The 22,409-nt window shown below is 71.8% G+C and carries 20 protein-coding genes and 1 tRNA gene; 6 read left to right on the top strand and 15 right to left on the bottom strand.

Annotated features, from left to right (window positions below):
• Window positions 1–59: 59 nt before the first annotated feature.
• From acnA to BIV28_RS01065, 10 genes are read right to left on the bottom strand one after another with little or no spacing between them, the layout of a single operon-like run.
• Entirely contained in the window at window positions 60–2,723 is a 2,664-nt protein-coding gene (gene acnA / locus BIV28_RS01110) for an aconitate hydratase AcnA (RefSeq protein WP_207555689.1), read from the bottom strand.
• On the bottom strand, window positions 2,720–3,040 hold the full coding sequence (locus BIV28_RS01105; protein WP_207555688.1) for a putative quinol monooxygenase: 321 nt from the start codon (window positions 3,038–3,040) through the stop codon (window positions 2,720–2,722). The genes acnA and BIV28_RS01105 overlap by 4 nt, the downstream gene beginning before the upstream one ends.
• Before the next feature lie 13 nt (window positions 3,041–3,053).
• Complete coding sequence (locus BIV28_RS01100) at window positions 3,054–4,091, bottom strand: Ldh family oxidoreductase (RefSeq protein ID WP_076258568.1); 1,038 nt, start codon at window positions 4,089–4,091, stop codon at window positions 3,054–3,056.
• A 42-nt stretch (window positions 4,092–4,133) separates the two neighbouring features.
• The gene (otnC, locus tag BIV28_RS01095) at window positions 4,134–4,799 is read right to left on the bottom strand and encodes a 3-oxo-tetronate 4-phosphate decarboxylase (protein ID WP_076258566.1); all 666 of its coding nucleotides are present in this window, start codon (window positions 4,797–4,799) and stop codon (window positions 4,134–4,136) included.
• Window positions 4,796–6,046: a 3-oxo-tetronate kinase gene (gene otnK, locus BIV28_RS01090; protein ID WP_076258564.1), complete on the bottom strand. Its 1,251-nt coding sequence runs from the start codon at window positions 6,044–6,046 to the stop codon at window positions 4,796–4,798. Before otnK ends, otnC begins: the two co-directional genes overlap by 4 nt.
• Entirely contained in the window at window positions 6,043–6,780 is a 738-nt protein-coding gene (locus tag BIV28_RS01085) for an aspartate/glutamate racemase family protein (protein ID WP_076258562.1), read from the bottom strand. Before BIV28_RS01085 ends, otnK begins: the two co-directional genes overlap by 4 nt.
• Complete coding sequence (locus BIV28_RS01080; protein ID WP_076258560.1) at window positions 6,777–7,868, bottom strand: isocitrate/isopropylmalate dehydrogenase family protein; 1,092 nt, start codon at window positions 7,866–7,868, stop codon at window positions 6,777–6,779. The genes BIV28_RS01085 and BIV28_RS01080 overlap by 4 nt, the downstream gene beginning before the upstream one ends.
• A 43-nt stretch (window positions 7,869–7,911) precedes the next feature.
• Window positions 7,912–9,042: an ABC transporter ATP-binding protein gene (locus tag BIV28_RS01075; protein WP_076258558.1), complete on the bottom strand. Its 1,131-nt coding sequence runs from the start codon at window positions 9,040–9,042 to the stop codon at window positions 7,912–7,914.
• Window positions 9,035–10,804, bottom strand: a complete 1,770-nt coding sequence (locus tag BIV28_RS01070) for an ABC transporter permease (RefSeq protein WP_076258557.1) — start codon at window positions 10,802–10,804, stop codon at window positions 9,035–9,037. The genes BIV28_RS01075 and BIV28_RS01070 overlap by 8 nt, the downstream gene beginning before the upstream one ends.
• Before the next feature lie 51 nt (window positions 10,805–10,855).
• Window positions 10,856–12,046 carry an ABC transporter substrate-binding protein gene (locus tag BIV28_RS01065; RefSeq protein ID WP_076258555.1) on the bottom strand — a complete coding sequence of 397 codons (1,191 nt, stop codon included), beginning with the start codon at window positions 12,044–12,046 and terminating at the stop codon, window positions 10,856–10,858.
• Window positions 12,047–12,279: 233 nt separating this feature from the next.
• On the opposite strand from BIV28_RS01065, the gene BIV28_RS01060 reads away from it, so the two are divergent.
• From BIV28_RS01060 to BIV28_RS01050, 3 genes are all read left to right on the top strand, one after another.
• The gene (locus BIV28_RS01060; protein WP_076258553.1) at window positions 12,280–12,963 is read left to right on the top strand and encodes a GntR family transcriptional regulator; all 684 of its coding nucleotides are present in this window, start codon (window positions 12,280–12,282) and stop codon (window positions 12,961–12,963) included.
• A 104-nt stretch (window positions 12,964–13,067) separates the two neighbouring features.
• Window positions 13,068–13,535, top strand: a complete 468-nt coding sequence (gene rraA, locus BIV28_RS01055) for a ribonuclease E activity regulator RraA (protein WP_076258551.1) — start codon at window positions 13,068–13,070, stop codon at window positions 13,533–13,535.
• On the top strand, window positions 13,528–14,712 hold the full coding sequence (locus BIV28_RS01050; protein WP_242652711.1) for an MFS transporter: 1,185 nt from the start codon (window positions 13,528–13,530) through the stop codon (window positions 14,710–14,712). The genes rraA and BIV28_RS01050 overlap by 8 nt, the downstream gene beginning before the upstream one ends.
• A gap of 369 nt (window positions 14,713–15,081) precedes the next feature.
• Here BIV28_RS01050 and BIV28_RS01045 read toward each other — a convergent pair.
• Both BIV28_RS01045 and BIV28_RS01040 read right to left on the bottom strand, forming a co-directional pair.
• Window positions 15,082–15,171: transfer RNA gene (locus BIV28_RS01045), tRNA-Ser, on the bottom strand.
• 11 nt (window positions 15,172–15,182) lie between these two features.
• Window positions 15,183–15,689: a nucleoside deaminase gene (locus BIV28_RS01040; RefSeq protein ID WP_076258550.1), complete on the bottom strand. Its 507-nt coding sequence runs from the start codon at window positions 15,687–15,689 to the stop codon at window positions 15,183–15,185.
• A gap of 17 nt (window positions 15,690–15,706) precedes the next feature.
• On the opposite strand from BIV28_RS01040, the gene upp reads away from it, so the two are divergent.
• Complete coding sequence (upp, locus tag BIV28_RS01035) at window positions 15,707–16,345, top strand: uracil phosphoribosyltransferase (RefSeq protein ID WP_076258548.1); 639 nt, start codon at window positions 15,707–15,709, stop codon at window positions 16,343–16,345.
• Here upp and BIV28_RS01030 read toward each other — a convergent pair.
• From BIV28_RS01030 to BIV28_RS01020, 3 genes are all read right to left on the bottom strand, one after another.
• On the bottom strand, window positions 16,330–19,266 hold the full coding sequence (locus tag BIV28_RS01030) for an AfsR/SARP family transcriptional regulator (RefSeq protein WP_207555687.1): 2,937 nt from the start codon (window positions 19,264–19,266) through the stop codon (window positions 16,330–16,332). The two genes, upp and BIV28_RS01030, sit on opposite strands and share 16 nt — an antisense overlap.
• 164 nt (window positions 19,267–19,430) lie before the next feature.
• Window positions 19,431–19,961, bottom strand: a complete 531-nt coding sequence (locus BIV28_RS01025; RefSeq protein ID WP_076258544.1) for a hypothetical protein — start codon at window positions 19,959–19,961, stop codon at window positions 19,431–19,433.
• Window positions 19,962–20,065: 104 nt separating this feature from the next.
• On the bottom strand, window positions 20,066–21,052 hold the full coding sequence (locus tag BIV28_RS01020; protein ID WP_076258542.1) for a small ribosomal subunit Rsm22 family protein: 987 nt from the start codon (window positions 21,050–21,052) through the stop codon (window positions 20,066–20,068).
• A gap of 95 nt (window positions 21,053–21,147) precedes the next feature.
• On the opposite strand from BIV28_RS01020, the gene BIV28_RS19830 reads away from it, so the two are divergent.
• Together BIV28_RS19830 and BIV28_RS01015 are read left to right on the top strand one after the other, a co-directional pair.
• Window positions 21,148–21,366, top strand: coding sequence for a hypothetical protein (locus BIV28_RS19830; RefSeq protein WP_207555705.1), 219 nt, complete (start codon window positions 21,148–21,150; stop codon window positions 21,364–21,366).
• 24 nt (window positions 21,367–21,390) lie between these two features.
• The gene (locus BIV28_RS01015; RefSeq protein WP_076258541.1) at window positions 21,391–22,239 is read left to right on the top strand and encodes a PH domain-containing protein; all 849 of its coding nucleotides are present in this window, start codon (window positions 21,391–21,393) and stop codon (window positions 22,237–22,239) included.
• The last annotated feature ends 170 nt before the right edge of the window (window positions 22,240–22,409 follow it).

Genomic DNA, 22,409 nt, shown 5'->3' with positions numbered 1-22,409 from the left:
TCCGCCGATGCGGCCGGGCGTCCGTCGTCTCCGTCTGGGTGGCTCTGCTTACTTCGCGGCTACGCATCCCTTCCGAGCATCTGGCGGACGACATAGGGCATGACGCCGCCGTGGCGGATGTAGTCGGCCTCGCGTGGGGTGTCGAGGCGCACACGCGCGGTGAACGTCCGCTCGCCGTTTCGCACGGTGACCGCGGCGGGGACCGACCCGGTGTCCAGCGCGTCGAGGCCGGTGATGTCGATGACCTCCTCCCCCGTCGGCGCGAGGTCGTCGGGGTCTGCATCGAGCAGCTCGAGGGGGATGACGCCCATGGCGACGAGGTTGGAGCGGTGGATCCTTTCGAAGGACTGCGCGATGACGGCTCGGACCCCGAGCAGGGCGGGTCCCTTGGCGGCCCAGTCGCGGGAGGAGCCACCGCCGTAGTCGCGGCCGGCGACGACGACCGTCGGGATGCCGCTCGCGCGGTAGGACGCGGCCGCGTCGTACACGGTCGTGACCTCGCCGTCTCGGGCGAAGTCGCGAGTGCGGCTGCCCCGTGTTCCCGGCGCGACGCCGTTGCGCAACCGGACGTTGGCGAACGCGCCGCGCATCATCACCTCGTGGTTGCCCCGACGCGACGCGTAGGTGTTGCGGTCGCGGCCGGTGACCCCGCGGTCGGCGAGGTGCTCGGACGCCGGGGTGCCGGAGGTGATGGCACCAGCCGGTGAGATGTGGTCGGTCGTGACGAGGTCGCCGAGCTTGACCAGGACGCGCGCGCCGGTGATGTCGCGCACGGGCTGGGGGTCGCGGGTCATGCCGTCGAGGTACGGCGGGCGGCGGACGTAGGTCGAGGCGTCGTCCCACGGGAAGAGCTCGCTGGGCGCGACCGCGACGTCCTGCCACCGACCATCGCCGCTGAAGACGTCAGCGTACGCGGCGGTGAACAGGTCCGCGGACAGGGAGCCGGCGATGACCTCGCGGACCTCGTCGGCCCCGGGCCAAAGGTCGGCGAGCATGACGGGCGCACCATCGGGGTCGTGGCCGAGCGGCTCGGTGGCGAGGTCGACGTCCATCGTGCCGGCGAGGGCGTACGCGACCACGAGGGGCGGCGAGGCGAGGTAGTTCATCGCGACCTCGGGCTGGATGCGACCTTCGAAGTTGCGGTTGCCGGACAGCACGGACGCGACGGTGACGCCCGCGCGCACGGCCCGGGACACCTCGTCGACGAGCGGGCCCGACGCGCCGATGCACGTCATGCACCCGTAGCCCGTCAGGTGGAACCCCAGGGTCTCGAGGTCGTCGACGAGGCCGGCCCGGGCGTAGTAGTCCATGACAACGCGTGAGCCGGGGCTCAGAGTGGTCTTGACCCACGGCCTGGTGCGCAAACCGGCACGCACGGCGTTACGAGCGAGCAGCGCCGCGGCGACCATGACGTCGGGGTTCGAGGTGTTGGTGCACGACGTGATGGCGGCGATGGCGACGGCACCGTCCCTGACCTCGTGCGCCACACCGTCGAGCTGCACTGCAGCAGAGGCAGACTCGCCCAATGGCCGGCCGGACAGCGCAGCCAACGAAGCGCGGAAGCGTCGCTTCGACTCGTCGAGGGGCACTTGGTCCTCGGGCCGCGACGGTCCGGCCAGGGAGGGCACGACGGTCGAGAGGTCGAGCCGCACCGTGGCGTCGAACTCGAGCGTGCGCTCGGTGTCGTGCCAGAGGCCCTGGGCCCGCGCGTAGGCCTCGACGAGAGCGACGTGCGCGTCGTCGCGGCCGGTCATCCGCAGGTAGCGCAGCGTCTCCTCGTCGATGGGGAACAGCGCGCACGTCGAGCCGAACTCGGGGCTCATGTTCGAGATGGTGACGCGGTCGGCGAGCGGCAGGCTGCCCACGCCCGGCCCGGTGAACTCGACGAACGCCCCGATGACGCCGTGCCGCCGCAGCACGTTGGTGATGGTCAGCACGAGGTCGGTCGCCGTCGCGCCTGCCGGCAGCGTGCCGTCGAGGTGGACGCCGACGACCGGCGGCACCTGGATCGACATGGACTGGCCGAGCATCGCGGCCTCGGCCTCGATGCCGCCGATGCCCCAGCCCAGGACGCCGAGACCGTTGACCATCGTCGTGTGCGAGTCGGTGCCGAGGCAGACGTCCGGGAAGACCCAGCCGTCCTCGGTCATGACCACGCGGGCCAGGTGCTCGACGTTGACCTGGTGCATGATCCCGGTGCCGGGCGGCACGACCTCGAAGCCGTCGAAGGCGGCCTGGCCCCACCGGAGGAACTCGTACCGCTCGCGGTTGCGGGCGTACTCGAGCTCGACGTTGCGCTCGCGCGCCTCCGCCGTGCCGAAGACGTCGGCGATGACCGAGTGGTCCACGACGAGCTCGGAGGCGATGACCGGGTTGACGCGGGCGGGGTCCTCGCCAAGCGCGGCCATGGCATCGCGCATCGCGGCGAGGTCGACGAGCGTCGGGACGCCGTTGGTGTCGTGGAGGAACACGCGCGAGGCGTAAAGATCGACGGGCGTGGCGCACGAGCCCTCGACGACGGCTCGCACCTGGGCGTCGCCGGAAGCGGAGCCGTCGTGGAAGCGCAGGACGTTCTCGAGGAGCAGGCGGCGACTCACCGGCATCGACGCCGGTGCCACCGTCGTGACGTCGTGGAAGCGCAGCGTGCGCCCGCCGACGCGCAGCTCGCGCACCGAGCCGGTGCTGTGGGCGGTGCCGACCAGGTGGCCCGTTGTCGTCGTCACGCCGGGCTCCTCTCCGGCGCAGCGTCGCCTCCGGTCAGGGCGACTGTCTCGAAGAGCGTGGTCTGCCGTGCTCTGGCGAGGCAGCGTTGTGCGGCCTCGAGCCACTCGGCGTAGTGCGGCGCCGCCCGGTGGTCACGCTCGAACGCGGGGCGGTCGCGGTACACCTCGTGCAGCAGGAACCGGCACGGGTCCTCGAGGCTGCGGTGCACGTCGAAGCGCAGGCACCCCGGCTCGTCGCGGACGCTGGCCGCTGCGTTGCGCGTGATCGCGTCGAGGAAGTCGTCGAGCCGCTCGGGCAGCACGAGAAGGTCCACCATCACCGTGAGCATGTCAGCGCCCACCGATCGTCTCGACGCCACACGCCGCGGCGAGGACGCCGAGCTCTTCGAAGGTCTTGTCGGGCAAGGACACCCCGTCGGTGAGCGCCTGCGCCAGTCTGAGGTCCTCGAGCTGGCCCGGGTAGTAGATGCGGTCATGTCCCTCGGCGAGCGGGACACCGGTCGTCGTCGCGAGCAGGGATGCCAGGTCGCCGTCGAACTCCGCGCGCGGACGAAGCGCCTCGATGTCGAGGGCGATGACGAGGTGGCCGCACCCGCTGCGACCGTCCGGCACGTAGGGGCCGGCGATGTCGGTGGCGAACGAGCTGCCGGTGAGCACGCCGGAGAAGACGTCCATCATCAGCGAGATGGCGTATCCCTTGTGCCCGGCCATCGGCAGGATCAGCCCGGCGATGGCCTCACGGGGGTCGGTGGTGCGGGCACCCTCCGCCGTGATGGCCCAGTCCTCGGGGATCTGCTGGCCGCGCTCGAGCGCGGCGTAGACCTTGCCGCGGGCGACGATGGTGTTGGCGATGTCGAGCACGACGGGCCCGTGCGTGCCGCCGGGGACGGCGAGTGACCAGGGGTTGGCGCCCACGGTCTTCTCACGGCCGCCCCACGGCGCCATCGCCGGGCTGCCGTTCGTGGTGAGGATTGCGGCGCAGCCGGCTTCGGCGATCCCGCGGGTGAAGTAGGCGGCGGTGCCGAAGTGGTTGCTGTTGCGCACGGCGACGACGCCGACGCCGTGCTTCCGGGCCCGCTCGACAGCGAGGTCGCTCGCTCGCTTGGTCACGACCTGGCCGACGCCGTCGTGCCCGTCGAGGACGCAGACCGCGCCGCCGTCCACGACCACCTCGGTGGGGCTCGACGCGTCGATGACCCCGGAGCGCAGGCGGGCCGCGTACCAGCCCAGCCGCAGCACGCCGTGGGACGGGTGGCCCCAGGCGTCGGCCGTGACGAGGCTGTCGGCGACGAGCGCGGCGTCGCCGGGGGCCACCTGGAGGCTGGTCAGGATCGCGGCGCAGTGGGCGCTGAGGGTGTCGAAGGGCACGGTTTTCGTACTGGGTGCGGCGACGGTCACGGGCGGTCTCTTTCAGGCTGAGGTGAATCGGCGGTGCAGGTCGTCGGACTGCTCCGGTGTGAGCGGCCGGGTGGCGCGCCCTTCGAGGAGCAGGTGCAGGCGGGCCGTCTCCTCGAGCTCCTCGAGGGCGTCGGCCGCCGAGGCGAGGTCGGCGCCTGCGACGACCGGGCCGTGGTTGGACAGGAGCAGGGCGTGGTGGGTTCGGGCGGCCTCCTCGGCGGCCGGGCCCAGGGCGTCGTCACCGGGCGCGTGGTACGGCAGCAGCGGCAGCCGCCCGACGCGCATGACGTAGTACGCCGTGAGCGGGGGCAGCACGTCGGCCGGGTCGACGTCGCGCAGCACCGACACGGCCACCGAGTGGGTGCTGTGGGTGTGTACGACGGCGCCGGCGTTCGGCCGGGCCCGGTACACCGCGGCGTGCAGGAACGCCTCCTTCGACGGCTTCGGGCCGGCGAGGTGGCTCCCGGTGCGGGCGTCGATGACGGACAACTGCGTCGGGTCGAGCGCCCCGAGGGAGCCCCCGGTCGGGGTGAGCAAGGCATGGTCCCCGACGCGGACGCTGAGGTTTCCCGTGCGACCGAAGGTGAGGCGGCGCTCGAAGAAGGACCGGCCGAGGTCGACGACGTCGCGCCGCGTCGCCGCGTCGAAGAGGCTCTCGGGCGCCGTCAGGGTGCTCATGCCACCGCCCGGACCAGCAGGTCGGGCCGACCGAAGTTGCCCGACTTGAGCAGCAGCGCCACCGGGTCGGGGCCTGGGGTGAGGCACCAGGGCACGCCGGTGTCGGCCTCCTGCCCGATGTCGACGCTGCCGACCCCGAGCGCCTGGACTACAGCCCCTGAGGTCTCACCACCCGCGACGACTACGCGCCGGGCACCGCGGTCCACAGCGTGCCGAGCAGTGCGGGCGAGCAGGGTCTCGAGCACGTCCGGGGTGCGGATGTCGAAGACGTGGCCGGACGTCGCACGCTCGGCGGCGGTCGCGGACGAGTAGACGAGGACGGGCTTCCCGGTCCGGGAGTCCAGGTGCTCGTCGAGCCAGGTCTGGGTCATCGACCAGATCTCCTCGGGGTCGTCGCTGAGCAGGGGGGTGATCTTGAAGGAGGGCATGGCCGCGCGCGCCTGCTCGACCTGCTCGAGCGTCGCGTTCGAGCAGGAGCCCGCCACGACGACAGCGGGACCGTCCGGGAGGGTGAGCGGGGCCGTCCCGGCCACGGGTCGCCCGGATGCCATCGCGCGGGCGAGGCCGGCCCCGCCGCTGACGACCCGCAGACCAGCACAGGCCGCTGCCAGCACGGCGAGGTCGGCCTCGTCCACCGCATCGGCGACGACGTGTCGGATGCCCTCGGAGGCGAGGCGCTCCAGCCGTTCCCTCGCCGCAGCGGTGCCGGCGGCCAGGACGGCGTGGTCGAGCAGACCGATCGCGTGCGGCGTCTGCGGCGCGAGCACCCGGCGCAGGTCGGCGTCGGTCATCGGCGTCAACGGGTGGGTGGCCATGGACGACTCAGAGAGCAGGTGGTCGGCGACGAACAGGTGGCCGTGGAAGACGGTCCGGCCGTGCTCGGGCGATGCAGGGCACAGCACGGTCAGCCGCTGCCCGGCGTCGTCGAGCACGGCGTCGAGCACCGGCCCGATGTTTCCCGTCGGTGTGGAGTCGAAGGTCGAGCAGTACTTGACGTAGAGCTGCTCCACTCCGCGACCAAGCAGCCACCGGGTCGCGGCCCTGGACTGTGCCACGGCGTCCGCGACCGGTGCGGTGCGCGTCTTCAGCGCCACGACCACGGCATCGGTGTCGCTGATGTCGAGGGCCGTCGACGGGACCCCGAACACGAGGCGGGTGCGGATTCCGCTGCGGCGCAGACCTGCCGCCACGTCTGTCGCTCCCGTGTAGTCGTCGGCCACGCAGCCGAGCCAGGGCCCGCGGCTCACGCCCGCACCTCCGGAGCCGTGAGCTCGGCGCGCACGCGCGCGGCGGCCAGTTCGGTCGGGCTGAGGACCGGCACGCCGAGTGCGTCCGCGAGCCGGGCCCGCGCGGGGCTGATCGAGAAGTTCGCGAGCACGACGGCGTCCACCGGGCCGCCGGTGCCGTCCGTGTCGGTGCGTTGGCTCCCCTCGGTGCGCACGTACGGGAGCGCGGCGGCGAGCAGCAGCTCGTGCAACGTGTCGGCATCGCCGGCGGCGACGGCGGCCGCGGCGCCGTCGACGGGGCGCCCGACCACCTCGCAGGCGGCGCGGGACGCGTCGAGGACCCCGCGCAGCCGGCTCACGGAGTCGGCGACCGCCTGTCGCATCGGGCCGAGCAGGAGCACGCGTGCGAAGCCGCTGGTGGCGACCTCCTCGAAGAGCGCCTCGTCCGACCCGAGCACCGGGATGCCGTGGCGGGCTCGTGCCTCAGCCACCGCTCCCCCGTACATCGAGCACGAGAGGAGCACGGCGTCGGCGCCCGCAGCCACCGCGTACGCGATGAGGTCGAGCATCCGCTGGTTCAGGGCAGGCGTGACCTCGCCGGCGGCCTGCGCGTCGCGGATCAGTCTGTCGTCCAGCAGCATCCACGGGTCGGCCTCCGGGAAGGCGGCCCCGAGCCCGGAGCGGGCCGGCTCCACCGACAGCGGGGTGGCGTTGATGACCGCCACGGCCGCCTTCGGCGCCGTGCTCGTGCTCACAGCTGCTTGATCGTCGCGGCGACGGCCTCGGCGAACTCGCGGCACCCGGCCGACCCACCCATGTCGGGGGTGCTCGTGCCCTGGGCCACGGTCTCCTCGACGCCACGCTCGATGAGGGCGGCCACCCGCGTCAGCTGCTCGTCGCCGTGCCGGGCGCCGAGCCACTCGAAGAGCATCGCCGTCGACAGGATCATGGCGATGGGGTTGGCGCGGTCCTGACCGGCGATGTCGGGGGCCGACCCGTGGGCCGCCTGGGCCATGGCCCGGTCCTGGGACGCGTTGAGCGAGGGCGCGATGCCGAGCGAGCCGGCGAGCTCGCCGGCGAGGTCGGACAGGATGTCGCCGAACATGTTCTCGGTGACGAGCACGTCGAACTCGTGCGCGCGACGGACGAGGTGGACGGTCATGGCGTCGATGTGGAAGTCGTCGACCGTGACCTCCGGGTAGTCCTGCGCGACCTCCTGGCAGACGTCGCGAAACAAGCCCGTCGTCATCTTCAGGACGTTGGCCTTGTGCACGATCGTGACCCGCTTGCGCCGGCGCATGGCCAGCTCGAACGCCTCACGCGCGATCCGCTCGCACGCCTGGCGCGTGATGATGCCGAGTGCGATGGCGACATCGGGGGTGGGCATGAACTCGCCGGTGCCGCGGTAGGTGCTGCGGTCGGCGTAGAAGCCCTCGGTGTTCTCGCGCATGATGACCAGGTCGGTGCCCTCGACGACGGCGCGGGCGCCCTGGAACGCCTTGGCCGGGCGGACGTTCGCGTACAGGTCGAAGTGCTTGCGGATCGTGCCGCTCGGGTTGAGCTCGGAGCGGAACGGCTCGGGGTAGGCGGCGCTGTCGTGCGGGCCGAGCAGCCAGCCGTCGGTCTCGGCGAGCGCGGTGAGGGTGGTCTTCGGGGTGGCCTCGTCGAGCGACTCGATGGCGGCGAAGCCGAGCGGCAGCTCGCGCCACTCGACGGGGGCGGCTCCGACGGCTTCGAGGGCGGCGTCCGCGACGAGCACCGAGGCCGGCACGATCTCCGGGCCGATGCCGTCGCCGTGCAGGACGCCGAGGGTGTAGCGGCGGTTGTGGGTCTGGGTGGTCACGTTGGGTTTCCTTGTCGTCTCGGGTGGTTCGTACGTGGGACGGTCAGTGGCCGACCGTGAGGAGTGCCTGGGCGTCGTCGGACAGGACGTCGGCGTCGGCGTAGACGCGGGCGTCGTCGGGGGCGATCGCGAGCTGGACGCGGCCGGTGAGACCGCCCCGGTCGGAGACCACCTGGACGATCTGGTCGCCGACGCCGAGGTCGTACTCGTACCGGGAGCCGAGGTAGGAGACGGTGAGCACCTCGGCGGACACGGTGTTGGCGCCTGCCGGCGCCTCGGCACCGGGCGCGAGCACGGTGACGCGCTCCGGGCGAACGGCGACCGTGACGGACTGCCCGGCCCGCACCGCCTCCTCGGTGGTGACGGTGATGTGCTGCCCGTTGGCGGCGAGGGTCACGACGGCCGCGGAGCCGCCGGCCTGGTCGACGCTGGCCGCGAGGAAGTTGCACCGCCCGACGAAGGCGGCGACCTCGGCGCTCGCGGGCGCCTCGTAGATCTCCTTCGGCGTGGCCACCTGCAGCATCCGGCCGCCGGACATGACCGCGATGCGGTCCGAGAGCGCGAGCGCCTCGTCCTGGTCGTGGGTCACGTACACGGTCGTGATGCCGAGCTCCACCTGCAGACGCTTGAGCCAGGCGCGAGCCTGCTCGCGCAGCTTGGCGTCGAGGTTGGACAGGGGCTCGTCGAGGAGCAGGACGTTCGGGGAGTAGACGAGGGCTCGGGCCAGGGCGACGCGCTGCTGCTGGCCGCCGGAGAGCTGGTGCGGGTAGCGGCCCCGCAGGTGCAGCAGCCCGACCTTGTCGAGGGCGTCGTCGATCAGGCGGGTCTGGGACGCCTTGTCGGTCTTGCGGATCTGCAGCGGCATCGCGAGGTTGTCCGCGATGGTCTTGTGCGGCCAGAGCGCGTAGGACTGGAAGACCATGCCGAGGTTGCGGCCCTCCGGCGGGACGAAGACGCCGCCGTCGATGTCGACGAAGGTGTTGTCCCCGACCGAGATCGACCCGCCGGTGGGTCGTTCGAGGCCGGCGATGCAGTTGAGCGTCGTGGACTTGCCGCAGCCGCTGGGGCCGAGGAGGGTGAAGAACTCGCCGTCCTTGATGGTGAAGTCGACGTTGTCGAGGACGGTGTTGTCTCCGAACTGCTTGCGGAGCTGGGTGACGGTGACGTCAGGCATCGGTGCTGCGTCCTTTCAGGAGGAGTCCGGCGAGCGCGACGAAGGCGGCGGTGATGACGATCTGGAGGGTGGCGAGCGCCGCCACGGAACCGGTGTTGCCCTGGACCCAGAGCTCGAGCATCGTCGTGCCGATGATGTTGCTGTCGGCCGAGCCGAGGAACACCGCCGGCGAGTACTCCTTGAGCATCGTCACGAAGGTCAGTACGAGCGCGCCGGCGAAGGCCGGGGTGAGCAGGCGGGCGAGGATGGTGGTGAAGGTCTTGACCCAGTCGGCACCGGAGACGCGTGCCGCGTTGTCGAGCTCTTGGCCGATCTGCATGATCGAGGGGGCGAGCGAGCCGAAGCCGCTGGGCAGGGCTCGCAGGCCGAAGCCGATGATGAGGGCCCACAGCGAGCCCTGCAGCAGGGTGCCGATGCCGAAGGGGGCGTACGCAAAGGCCCAGAAGAGGCCGATGCCGACGATGATGCCGGGCATCGCCTGAGGTGCCAGGGCCAGGTACTCGACAGTCCGGCGGAACCGGAAGTCGGAGCGTCGGGCGACCATGACGGCCAGCAGGGAGACGACGCTGACGAGCAGCGCGCCGACGACCGCGACGATGATGCTGTTGCGGATGGACTGGATGTAGGCGGTGTAGCCGAAGATGCGCTCGTAGTTCGCCAACGTGACCGATCGGAACGGTGACTGCAGCGGCGTGAAGATCCGGGTGAAGGACCGGAAGATGAGCCCGATGATGGGCACGAGCGCGCCCATGACGACGTAGACGACGATGGCTGCCGTGCTGACCCACTTGAGCCAGCCGAGGTCGAGCAGGCGAGGCCGGGTCGCCTTGCCGCGTACGGACACGAAGCGCTGGGCGTCCTTGAGCAGCTTGGCCTGCACGGCCACGAGGCTCACCGTGACGAGCAGGATGATCGCCGACGCGGCGCCGAGCACCCCGTAGTCCGGGCGGATCGACTGCAGCCCGTTCTTGTAGAGGAAGGTCGAGAAGACCTGGATGTTGCCGGGCTGGCCGTAGAGCAGCGGCACGCTGAGGGTCTCCACGGACATCGACACCACCAGGATCGAGCTGTAGACGATCGGCGGGCGCAGCATCGGCAGGATCACCTGGAAGACGATGCGCAGCGGTCCGGCACCGCAGACCTGGGCGGCCGACTCGAGCGAGGCGTCGCTCTGGCGCAGGGCACCGGCACAGAACGTGTAGGCGATCGGGGCCAGGGCGACGGCCTCGGTCAGGGCCATCCCCGGGATCGAGTACAGGTTCCACGGCAGGAACCCGAGCAACTGCTGGACCTTGACGCTGACGAACCCCGCGGGTCCGTACATCGTGATCCAGCCGAAGCCGAGGATGAGCGAGGAGATGAAGAACGGCCACTGCATGGCGGCCGCCAGCAGGCGGCCGCCCGGCAGCTTCGTGCGCACGACGACGACCGCCATCGGCACCGCAATGGCCAGCGTCATGACCGTCGTGAGGAGCGCGAACAGCAGCGTGTTGAGCGCGACCTGTCCGAAGCCGGCCTCGGTGAAGAGCCGGACGTAGTTGTCCAGGCTCAGCACCCCACCCGCCTCGTAGAGCGGTCGGTCCAGCACCGACTGGTAGAGGGTCGGCACCACCGGCGCCAGGACGAGCACCGCGAGACCGGCGATGACCGCGTAGTGCAGCCACAGCTCCCGGGGTCGCCCGAGCAGACCGCGGTAGCGCGGTGCCGGGGCGATCGTCGGGGCTCGCCGTTCGAGGCTCGGTGGGGACGTCGTCGTCGTCATGCTGTGCTCAGCCCTTCGTTCACGTCGGTTGGTGCGTCGCTTCGTCAGCCGTCAGCGGCCGAGCAGGCCGTTCCAGCGGCTCGTGAAGGCCTTGACCTCGTCGTCGGGCACCTTGGCGTAGGGCACGTTGATGACGTTGGCCTCGCCGACCTTCTTGACGAGCTCCTGGTAGGTGTGGCGGCCCTGGGTGGCCTCGATGCCGTCGCGGTAGGACGTGAGCCCGCCTTCGGCGACCGCCCGCTGTCCTTCCTCGGACAGGACGAAGTCCTCGAAGAGCTTGGCCGTCGCGGCGTGGGGCGCCTTGGCGGCGATGCCGATGCCGCGCGGCAGCACGACGGTGCCGTCGTCCAGGAAGGTCAGCTCCATGAGACCGTCGCTGTCGGTCACCTTCGGGTAGGCGGGCGCGGCGCTGATGAAGAAGCCGGCCAGGTACTCCCCCGAGGTGATCTTCTCCAGCTGGGTGCCCGAGGAGGACTCGGCCTTGCCGAGGGGCAGCACCTTCTCCAGCTGCGCCCACGCGTCGGGGCGGGCCGTGGCGAAGGCGTGGGCGACGGTGAAGCCGAACGCGCCACCGACGTCGCGCGTCGTGATCTTGCCCTTGTAGGTGTTGGGGTCCTTGCTGACGATGTCGGCCAGGCTCTTGAGGCCGGTCGGCTTCTGCTGCATGAGCGAGGCGTTGTAGACGATCGACATGGGGTCCATGGACATCGAGTAGACGTTCGGCATGAGCGTCGCGACCTTCGGCAGCTTGGCCACCTCGGGCGAGGCGTAGTCGAGCAGCGTCCCCGGGCGCTCGGCGAAGTCGGCCCACGCCTGGGCGGCGTTGGACACGAGGATGTCGGCGGGCGATGTGCCGGTCGCGCCCTCGGCGAGGACGCGCTGGAAGACTTCGTCGCTGTCGAGGTTGTTCGCCGCGATCTTGGTGACCCAGGGGTACTTCTTCTGGAAGTCACGGAAGATCGGGGCCCAGTTCTCCTGGTCGGTGTTGCTGTAGATCGTCAGCGTGCCGCCCTCGCCCTTCGAGGCCTCGATGACCTTGGCGTAGTCGGCCGGGTAGTAGTCGGGGGCCGCTCCGGTCTTGACGACGTTGGTGATGCCGGGCTCCGCCTTGTCGGCCGAACCGCTGCAGGCGGCCAGCAGCGCGACCGAGGAGATCGCCCCAATGGCGACGACCGCCCGCGTCAGGCGCCGGGGGCGGCCCGGCGCGGCGCCGACGCGGACGCCCTGGGGGACTGAGTTCATGCTCTTCCTCCTTGAAGAACGAGGCCGCAGCCTCATGCGTTTGCCGAGCCAGAGTGCACGGTTATAACCTATGACGTCAAGGCCATCTCACGCCTTTCTTGACTCGTGCAGACTCATCTGGCTTGCGCGTACACCACCAGGGCTAGCGGGGAGCCCTTGCCCACAGGGTGACGGCCCTGGCGGAGATGAAGCGCAGCCAGTAGGTTATAACCGCCCACCGAAAGGGGATCGCGATGACACAGCCCGCCGAGCTGTACGAGACCAAGAGCGACTACGCCTACCGACAGCTGCGCCGCCGCATCCTGTCCGGTGAGCTCGAGCCCGGGGCCGTTCTGCAGCAGCGCGAGCTCGCGAGCCAGATCGGCATCAGCACCACTCCCCTGCGCGAGGCCCTGCGACGCCTGAAGAGCGAAGGCCTCGTCGAGCTCGACGCCCACCGCGACGCCCGCATCGCACCCCTGCGCGCCGAGGAGGCCCGCGACCTGCTCGAGATCCGCAAGTCCCTCGACCCACTGGCCGCGGGACTAGCCGCCGAGCGACGCACCAGTGCCGACCTGCATGCCATCCGAGCCGCCCATGATGGGCTCGAACCGCTGCCCAGCCACCCCGCCTACGAGCAGCTCGTCGCCCACCGCGCCTTCCACCAGGCCATCTATCGCGCCAGCCACAACGAGCTGCTCATCGAGGCCCTGGATGCGCTGTGGGACAAGGCCGACCGATACCGCCGGCTCGCCCTGCAGAACGAGCGCGGTCAGGCCGCCCGCGACGAGAAGGTCGAGGAGCACCAGCTGCTCGTCGACCACATCGCAGCCGGCGACAGCCGGGCCGCCGCCGAGATCATGCGCCGACACATCGACACCAGCCTGGGCGCCGCGGCCGTGTGGCGCCTCGGGCACGACCGGCGCGACGAGCGCTGAGCACCCACCACGAGCCGCCGCCGGCGCACCGACCACCAGACCACCGAGCGCTTCACCGACCGGGCGCTCGGGCACCCTCGCACGCCCCGACCACAGGAGATCCCATGGAGCCCACCGCCGATGTCTACGACCGCCTGCGCCAGGACTCCCGGTCCTGCTCGACACAGCTGCGCAACCTCGGTGGCCGCGCCGCCTTCTCGGGCACCGTGACGACGGTCAAGGTCTTCGAGGACAACGTCCTCGTCAAGCAGGTGCTCGCCGAGGAAGGCACCGGACGCGTCCTGGTGGTCGACGGTGCAGCCTCGCTCGAGGTCGCCCTGCTCGGTGACCACATGGCTGAGCTGGCCGCGGCCAACGGCTGGGAAGGCATTGTCGTCAACGGCGCCGTCCGCGACGTCGTCGCGCTTGGAGGCGTCGACGTCGGCGTCAAGGCGCTCGGCTCCAACCCACGCAAGAGCACGAAGACCGGCACCGGCCAACGCGACGTGCCCGTCACCTTCGGCGGCGTGACCTTCCGGCCGGGCGACGAGCTGCACAGCGACGCGGACGGCATCCTGCTCGCCGGTGCGTGACCTGCCGCTCCGACCGGGCCCCCTTCTCTGGGCAGTGGTGCTGGCCAACACGCTGCTCGTCCAGCTCGTCGCATTCGCCATCCGGCCGGCGACCGTCTACCGAGCCTTGGACATCGGCGTCCCAAGCGCCCTGCTCGGGATCCTCTCCGCTGCCTTCGCCCTCATGCCGATGCTGCTCGCGCTACCCAGCGGAGTCCTTGTCGACCGCGTCGGCGAGCGCGTCCTGGCCCTGGGCGGAGGCGCCTGCCTGGGCGCCGCGACGCTCATCCTCATCTTCTTCTCCGCCGGCGTCGCCGGGCTCTTCGTCGGCACCGTGCTGCTAGGCCTCGGCCAGTTGTTCGGCGTCATCGCCCAGCAGACGTGGGTTGCCAACCGCTCCAGCGGGCCGGGACTCGACGGCGCCTTCGGGCGGTACACCTTCGCCGCGTCCCTGGGGCAGGCGCTCGGGCCCGCGGCGCTGGCGGTTCTCGGCGGCGATGGCGTGCGGCCCGACACGACATCGGTGTTCATCGTCGGGCTGGCAGCGTCCGCCGGCGTCATCGGCACCGCCTTCGGCGTGAGCCGGTCGCGGCATTCCGCGGCCCCATCGCCCTCGCCCGGTCGGGGTCCTCACCCCCGCCCGAGCCTGCTGCGCCTGCCTGGCCTGGCACGCGCGCTACTCACCAGCTGCATCGTGTTGGCCGCCGTCGACATCACACTGGCCTACCTGCCGGCCCTCGGCGTCGAACGCGGGATCTCCTCCTCGACCATCGGGGCCCTCCTGGTCGTCCGCGCGGTGGCCTCGATGACGTCCCGCATCGGACTCGGCCACCTCGTCAGCCGATTCGGACGACGACGCGTCCTGGTCACCTTCACCGTCAGTGCCGCCGTCGCGATGGCCACGTGTGCAGCACCGGCGCCGCTGTGGGTGCTCGCCGTCGGGGTCGCCGTCGCGGGGCTAGGGCTCGGCGTCGGGCAGCCCTTGACGATGTCGTGGCTTGCTGAGGCCGCGCCCGACGGTGCCCGCGGCCGCGCGATGTCGCTGCGACTCCTGGGCAACCGCGCTGGCCAAGTGGCATTGCCCAGCCTGACTGGGCTCGTCGCTGCGGGCGCCGGCGCCGCGGGCGTCTTGGCGCTGACTGCTGCGGCTCTCGGCACCGTCGCGTGGTCAGCTCGGGCGCTGGCCCTCGACCGCTGACTCCCACGTCACGCGTTCTTGCCCCTCGCCCTCACCCGGCGCTCCCGAACCAGGCACCCACGCCTAGCGCGCACTTGTGTGCAGGCGCGTGCACCCAAGTCCAGATCGAAACCCAGCCACCTCCGCGGACCTCACGGGACTCGTGCGAACCCGCCTGAACGACCCAATGAGACTGGACTGAGACTAAGACGAGAAAACGCCGGTCCGGGCTGTGAAGCCCGAACCGGCGATTTCACAGGTCACGCTGGCGGTGGCGGTGGGAGCCGTCGGCCTCCGCTTCGCTCCGGCCTCCTCCCAAATCCCGCGCATCGTCAACCGCAGAAATGACTGAGGCGCCCCACTCGCAAGCTCGGGGGCGCCTCAGTCATTTGGCGGTGGCGGTGGGATTTGAACCCACGGTGGAGTTACCCCCACACACGCTTTCGAGGCGTGCTCCTTAGGCCGCTCGGACACGCCACCGAGAGGAGACCTTACCCGAGCCTGCGGCCCTCGAAGAAATCGACGAGGAGCTCGGCCGACTCACCCGCGCGGACGCCTCCGACGACGTCGACGTTGTGCGTGGCGAGGGGGTCGCGCGTCAGGTCCCAGACCGACCCGCACGCCCCCGCCTTGGGGTCCCAGGCACCGAACACGACCCGTTCGACCCGCGCCTGCATCGCCGCGCCGGCGCACATGACGCACGGTTCGAGGGTCACGACCAGCGTGCAGCCGTCGAGTCGCCAGGTGCCGCGCGAGGCCGCCGCCTCGCGCAGCGCGACCACTTCGGCGTGCCCGGTCGGGTCACCGACGGCCTCCCGGACGTTGCGTCCGCGTCCGATGACCCCGCCCTCCTCGTCGACGACGAGCGCCCCCACGGGCACGTCCTCGGACGACGCGGTGGCGGCCGCCAGCACGAGCGCCTCCCCCACCCACGCGTCGTAGCTGTCGGCGGTCGCGGGGACGGCCTCGTCGGTGGGGGTCTCGGATCGCTTGGCCACGCGCTAAGTTTCCACCCATGGACGTCCACGTCGCAGACCACCCGCTCATCGCCCACAAGCTCACCTACCTGCGCGACAAGCGGACCGACTCCCCGACGTTCCGCCGCCTCGCCGAGGAGCTCATGACGCTGCTGGCCTACGAGGCCACCCGCGACGTGCGCGTCGAGCCGTTCGAGATCGAGACGCCCGTCGCGGCCACCACGGGCATCAAGCTGTCCAACCCCAAGCCGCTCATCGTCCCGATCCTGCGCGCCGGCCTCGGCATGCTCGAGGGCATGGTCGCCCTCCTGCCCAGCGCCGAGGTCGGGTTCCTCGGCATGCAGCGCAACGAGGAGACCCTCGAGCCGGTCACCTACGCCAACCGCCTGCCCGACGACCTCACCGGCCGCCAGGTCTTCGTCCTCGACCCGATGCTCGCCACGGGCGGCTCGATGGCCGACGCCATCAAGTACCTGGTCCAGCGCGGCGCCGACGACATCACCGCCGTGTGCCTCCTCGCCGCCCCCGAGGGTGTCGAGCACCTGCGCCAGGAGACCGAGTCGCTGGGCGTCCCGGTCAAGGTCGTGCTCGGCACCATCGACGAGAAGCTCAACGAGAAGGGGTACATCGTCCCGGGCCTCGGCGACGCCGGCGACCGCCTCTACGGCGTCGTCTGAGCCTCGACGAGCCCCTGCACCCGCTCCCCCTCCGCGACCGCGGACGCCACGAGGTCGGCCACCGTCCCCACGGCCGGCAGGGCGGCTCCCGGGTGTGACGCCACCTGGTCGTGCCGCGATGCCACATCAGCCAGGACGTCGCTGAGTGCGCTGTCGACGCCGAAGATGCTAAGCGCGAACGCGTTCGCCCGCTGCAGCAGGCGCGTCCCCTCACCACCGGGCCCGTCGGCCATGACCGAGGCCAGGCCGACGGCCGCGCAGCTCTCGAGGAGGAAGCCGGCGTCGTGGTGGTCGGGCGCGACCTGCAGCGCGAGCACCAGCTGCGCGGCGCCGGCGCACGCGTCGTCGGCCTGCAGCAACGCGAAGCCCAGCTGCTGGTACGCCTGGGCCAGCGGGTAGGACGGCCCGAGCCGGCGGGCCAGTCCCACCGTCTCGGCACAGCTCTCCAACGCGGCGGCCGTGTCGCCCGAGAACAGCTGAGCCAGTGAGAGATCCAGCAGGGCGAGCACCGTGGCGGCGTGGTCGTCGGCAAGCTGAACCTGCGCCGACGCGTGGCGTCCCGCCGCTTCGTAGTCCTCGGCCCGCAGCGCCGCCCACCCGGCGGCCGAGTGCGCCATCCGGAGGAGCGCGGGATCGCCCACGGCCTGCGCCGTGGCCAGAGCCGCAGCTCCGTGCGCTCGCGCGAGGTCGGCCTCGCCCTCGTCCGCCTGCAGGGCGCACAGCGTCGTGAGACCGATGACCCGCCACAGCCCGTCCGCGGCGTCGAGCTCGTCGACGGCCAGCAGGAACGACGCCGCGCGAGGGTCGCTGCAGCCGTAGGCGGCCGAGCCCGCCCCCACCATCGCCCGCTGGCGGACGCCGTCGGGCAGGCCCGCGTCGAGCAGCTCGGCGTACCGCCGCAGCGCCTCGTCGGCGACGCCCAGCACGATGTGCACGCGACGATCGGCCAGGAGGATCTCGACCGCCTCGGCGCCGCGGCCTGCCTGCGTGAGGTGGTCGAGGACCAGCCAGGTCAACGGCAGGTCGGCCCGCGCAGCCGCGGTGGCCCGGGCGTCCGGCTGGCCGAGAGGACGCCGGGCGCGGGCCCGGGCCACCCAGAGCCCCGCGAGCACGTCGAGGACCTCGGTGCGCTCGGCCCCGCCCGTGGGCGCGGCGGGAGGCTCGTCCGCGTCGGCGAGGACGACGGCGCGGACGGTGTTGAGCATGGCGAAGCGCCGGCCCGCCTCCGACTCGACGGGTCGCAGCAACGAGGCCCGCACGAGGTCGCCGACCGACGCCTGCGCCGCGGCCGGCCCGAGGCCGACCACCGTCCCGAGCGCGACAGCGACCTCGAGGTCGACGCTGCCCGGGCACCGGGCGATCCGACGCAGGTGATCGCGACCCGGTGCCGGGAGCAGGTCCAGGCTCCAGCCGACGAGGCCGTGCAGCGACCCCTGTCGCTCGTGCGTCGACGCCCTCGCGTCGAGGTCCTCCGACCACCCGCCGGCAGCGAGCTCGTCGGCGAGCTGCTCGACGTCGAAGAGGGCGAGCCGTGGCGTCACGAGCTCGATGGCGAGCGGCAGGCCGTCGAGCGTCTCGCAGATCCGCACGACCGCCTCGCGGTGGGTGTCGAGCGTGAAGGTCGGGGCGTGCGCGAGGGCACGCTCGCGGAAGAGACTCACGGCGTCCGTGTCGGCCGGCAACGGCTCGACCTGGACGACGCGCTCGCCCACGACCCCCAGCGGCGAGCGGGAGGTGGCGAGCACGGTGAGGCCCGGCGTCGCCTCCAGCAGGTCGCGCAGGGGCGGCCCGAGGGCGCCCACCTGCTCCACGTTGTCGAGCAGGAGCACGAAGGGCTCTCCGCCGGGACCGTCCGGCGCCCCGTCCGACGTGCCGTCCGGAAGGCTCGCCGCGATGCGGCCCAGAGCCTCCTCGGCATCGGTGACGTGCTCGAGCGCCACCCAACGGACCACCCGGCCCTCTCGCCGCAGTCGTGCCGCCACCGCGAGCGCGGTCCGTGTCTTGCCGACGCCTCCGGGACCGGTCACGACGACGAGACGCTCGCCGGCGGTGACGAGGCCGGCCGCCGCCGACACGGCGGCCTCGCCCCCGACCATGGCCGTGAGCGGGACCGGGACCTCCGTCCCGACCGCGTCCTGGGCCACCACCGGGGCGGAGACGAGCAGCCCCGGGTCCTGTTTGAGGATGCGGTCGGCGAGCAGGGAGAGCTCGGGTCCCGGGTCGATGCCGGCATCCTCGACGAGCCGCCGGCGCGCCTCACGGAAGGCATCGAGGGCCTCGGCCTGCCGGCCGGCCCGGTAGAGCGCGAGGACCAGGTGCTGCCAGAGGCGTTCCCGCCCGGGGTCCTGGGCGGTGAGGGCCCGCAGCTCGGCGACGAGCTCGGCGGCCCGGCCACGCCCGAGGTCGGCCTCGATCCGTCCTTCGACGGCGGCGGCGCGCTCGTCCGCCAGCGCCGTGACCCAGTCGGCCGCGAAGGGCACCGCGGCGAGGTCGGCGAGGGCGTCGCCCCGCCAGACGTCGAGCGCGCCGCGGAACGCCGAGGCCGCCGCCTCCGGCCGGTGGTCGGCAAGCGCGTCCCGACCGAGCGCGGCCGCCGCCCGGAAGCGCAGGACGTCGATCTCGTCGGGGCCCGCCACCAGCTCGTAGGCCTCGCCGTGGCCGAGGATCCGGCTCGGGGTCCGCGCCGGGCGTCGGGGCTCGATGACCCGGCGCAGGGTCGAGACGTAGACCTGGACGTTCTGGCGGTAGCGCGCCGGGACCTGCTCGCCCCAGACGCCCTCGGCGACCCGGTCGAGGGACACCGACACGTTCGGCTGGAGCGCCAGCTGGGCGAGGACGGCGCGCTGCTTCACGCCGCCGACGTCGACGTCGGTCCCGTCGTCGCCCTCGACGCGCATCGACCCGAGCACACTGATCAGCACGGCGTCCCCCACCTGCTCGACCGGTCCCCCCACCGGCAGCCTGTCCCGCTCCCGAGCGTAGACGCGGGATCGCTGCGTCGCTGCCGGATCCGCCGGGGTCGGCCGGGACGGCCGGCGACCGCGCGCCGTGGGTCACGGTGCGCGGTCGCATGGGACGGAGGGGATCAGGCGTAGCAGTAGCTTGTCGCACCGCGGAGGTCGTCCGCGTAGCCGATCTCGTAGAACCATGCGCCGAGGCTGGGGTTCGTGGCCGAGAACATGTGGTTGCGGATGACGTAGTAGCCGGTCCCCTTCACCAGCTGGTAGCCGGACGCGTTGCTGATCATCCCGCTCGGGTGCACCCAATAGCCGGCGGTGGTGCCACGGAGGCGCTCGGACACCCCGGTGAAGACCCAGGCTGAGCCGTTGTATCGGTAGAGGTAGGTGTCCAGGATCTGGTTTGCGCCGTTGCCAGCAGGAAGGGTCTCGCTGATCAGCGTCCGCGTTCCGATGGTGTGCCAGCAGATGTCCTGGTTGTTCGCCGCGTTCGCGGAGGCGGAGCCTGCGCCGGCCACGGTGAGGCCGAGCACGCCGACCGTCGCGAGCAGGAGGGCGAGGAGCCGGGTGCGCGCGCGGCCCAGGGCGAAGCGCGACGTGGTCGCGGTCGGGGTGGGGGTCGAGGTGATGGTGGAGGAGGCGGTGGTCGAGGTGTTCATCGGGGTGCTCCTTGGTCGGCCCGGGGATCCGGGTGGTTTTCCTGATGAGGACCACTGTCCTGAGCACCACTTCAGAACCACTTCAGCCGACCGCGGGGCCTCGCTCACCCCGGGAGCAGACCGCCCCACTCGGCGTCGCGCGCCGCTCGGTAGCGCTCGCCGCTCTTCTTCGACACGACCTCCCGACCCGCGGAGCCGTCAGGCCGACACACCTGGAACTCGACGAAGCCCTTGCGCTTCAGTGGATGTCGCAGGATGCGGGCCGAGTTCGTCTGCGACGCAACAACATCCGGTTCGGCCGCAGCCACCCAGGAGTACTTCTCGTCCTCGTACGACAGGTCTGCCCCCTTGAGCCTGCGGTGCTCGGCGGACCGGTTGACGCGGGCGGCGAAGTGACACCAGTCAGGTTGCGCCAGAGGGCAGTCCGCGGCGTGCGGGCAGGGCCCGAGCAGCGTCCAGCCCGCGCCACGGAAGGCGTCACGGACCCGCAGGACCCGCGCGTAGCCGTCCGGAGTGCCGGGCTCGGCGACGACGACGACACGACCCCGCGCCATGGCGTCCGTGACGAGCGCCTCCTGCTCGGACGCGTCGAGCTCGCTGAGCACGTACGAGACGGTGACGAGGTCCACCCGGCCCTCGGGCCACCGCCCCGCCACCGCACGGTCGAACCGCGCCGACCGGAGCGCGGCGGCCGGCGCGTCGGCGGCCAGCGTCCGGCCGAGCCGCAGCGCCTCCTCGACCTGGTCGAGCACGCTGATGCGCTCCAGCGTCGGGAAGGCCGCTGCCGCGGCCCAGGCGGCCGCCCCGGTACCGCCGCCGAGGTCGACCTGGCTGGTGGGCTCGAAGCCCGAGGCCGCCACGTCGGTGAGGACCCGCGCCAGGGCTGCATGCGTGGCCGGCATCCGGTAGGCGGCATAGGCAAGGACGTGCGCGGGTGAGGCGAGGATCGGCGCGCCGGCGGGGGCCACGGCGCGGTAGCGTTCCACGAGCGCCTCGGTGGCGCGTGCGAGCTGCCGCTCGTCGACCCCTCGGATCGCCCGGGTCAGGGCGTCACGCAGCTCGTCGGCGAACGTCGGGGTCGGGCGCGGCACCCGCCGAGGATATCGACGCCCGTGACCAACACGCGGGCTCCGGTGGCTCGCCACAGCAGCCCCTTGCGGCACACTGGTTCCATTCCTGTGCCGTTGTGACTGTCAGGGCAGCCTCGGCCCCACCCTCCAAGGAGCGACACGCGATGGGCCCCAAGGCCAAGAAAGTCATCCTGATCGTCGTGCTGGCGTTCTTCGTCTACGCGATCTTCACGTCGCCGACCAAGGCCGCCGACATCGTCAGCAGCATCTGGGGCGTCATCGTCGACGGGTTCAACGCGATCCTCGCCTTCTTCAACTCGCTGCTGAACCGGTGACCCGCACCGGGTGAGGAGGCCACCGTGCAGCTTCGACTGACGCGCGACACCCCCAAGGGGCTCGACCGGGTCCTGCTGCCCGGGGAGAAGCTCGTCGTGGCGGTGCACTCCCACTGGGCCACCCTCATCGAGCCGGTCGCGTCCACGGTGGCCGCCCTCGCCCTGGCGATCTGGATCGACTCCAACGTCACCCGTCAGACCCAGGCCTTCGGGACCATCTTCTGGTGGGTCTTCATCGCCGTGCTGCTGCGACTGCTGTGGATCCTGTTCGACTACGGCAACCACTGGTTCCTCGCCACGGACAAGCGGCTCCTGCTGCGCTACGGCATCATCACGAAGAAGGTCGCGATGATGCCGCTGCTCAAGGTCACCGACATGAGCTACGTGCGCACGGCGCCCGGCCGCGTCCTCGGCTACGGCAAGTTCGTCCTCGAGAGCGCCGGCCAGGACCAGGCCCTGCGCGAGGTCAAGTGGGTACCGGACCCCGACCGGACCTACCGGGTCATCTGCGCCGAGATCTTCCACATCTCCCCGCCGCCCGGCGACGAGGACTACGAGGAGATCGAGCTGCCCGACTTCCCCGACGACGGTCCGCGCGGTCCGCGCGGCCCCGGCGGCCCCGACAGCCCCGGTGGCCCGACGCCACCCGGCAGCCCCATCAGCCCCACCGGTTCGGGCGACTCCTACCCCGACGTTCACCGCACGCACAACCCGGTCCAGGAGCGGCTCGACTCCTACTCGCGCGCGGTCCCCGTGCAGCGTGGCCCCCGGCCCGAGACGGTCTACGAGAGCGACGACCTCAAGCGACGCCGTCGCGGCGCCGACACCGGGCCGATCTGGCCCGTCGGGGAACGCGGCTCCCGCGACGCCTGAACGCCTGCCGCGCCGCCTGCCCGGGCCGTTCCGGAACCCCTTCACATACCCGCCCGCACTACACCGCCAACACGGTCTCGTGACGCGTCGGATCGCGGGTTGGACTCGCGCACAGCAGGGCTCGCCGTGGGCATCCATGGGGTCTACGTTGGGCAGATGCTGACGAACGC

This window comes from Intrasporangium flavum, from assembly GCF_001956915.1.
GTDB lineage: Bacteria > Actinomycetota > Actinomycetes > Actinomycetales > Dermatophilaceae > Monashia > Monashia flava.
The sequence above is the reverse complement of the archived record's forward strand: the minus strand, read 5'-3'. Positions and strand labels throughout refer to the sequence as shown.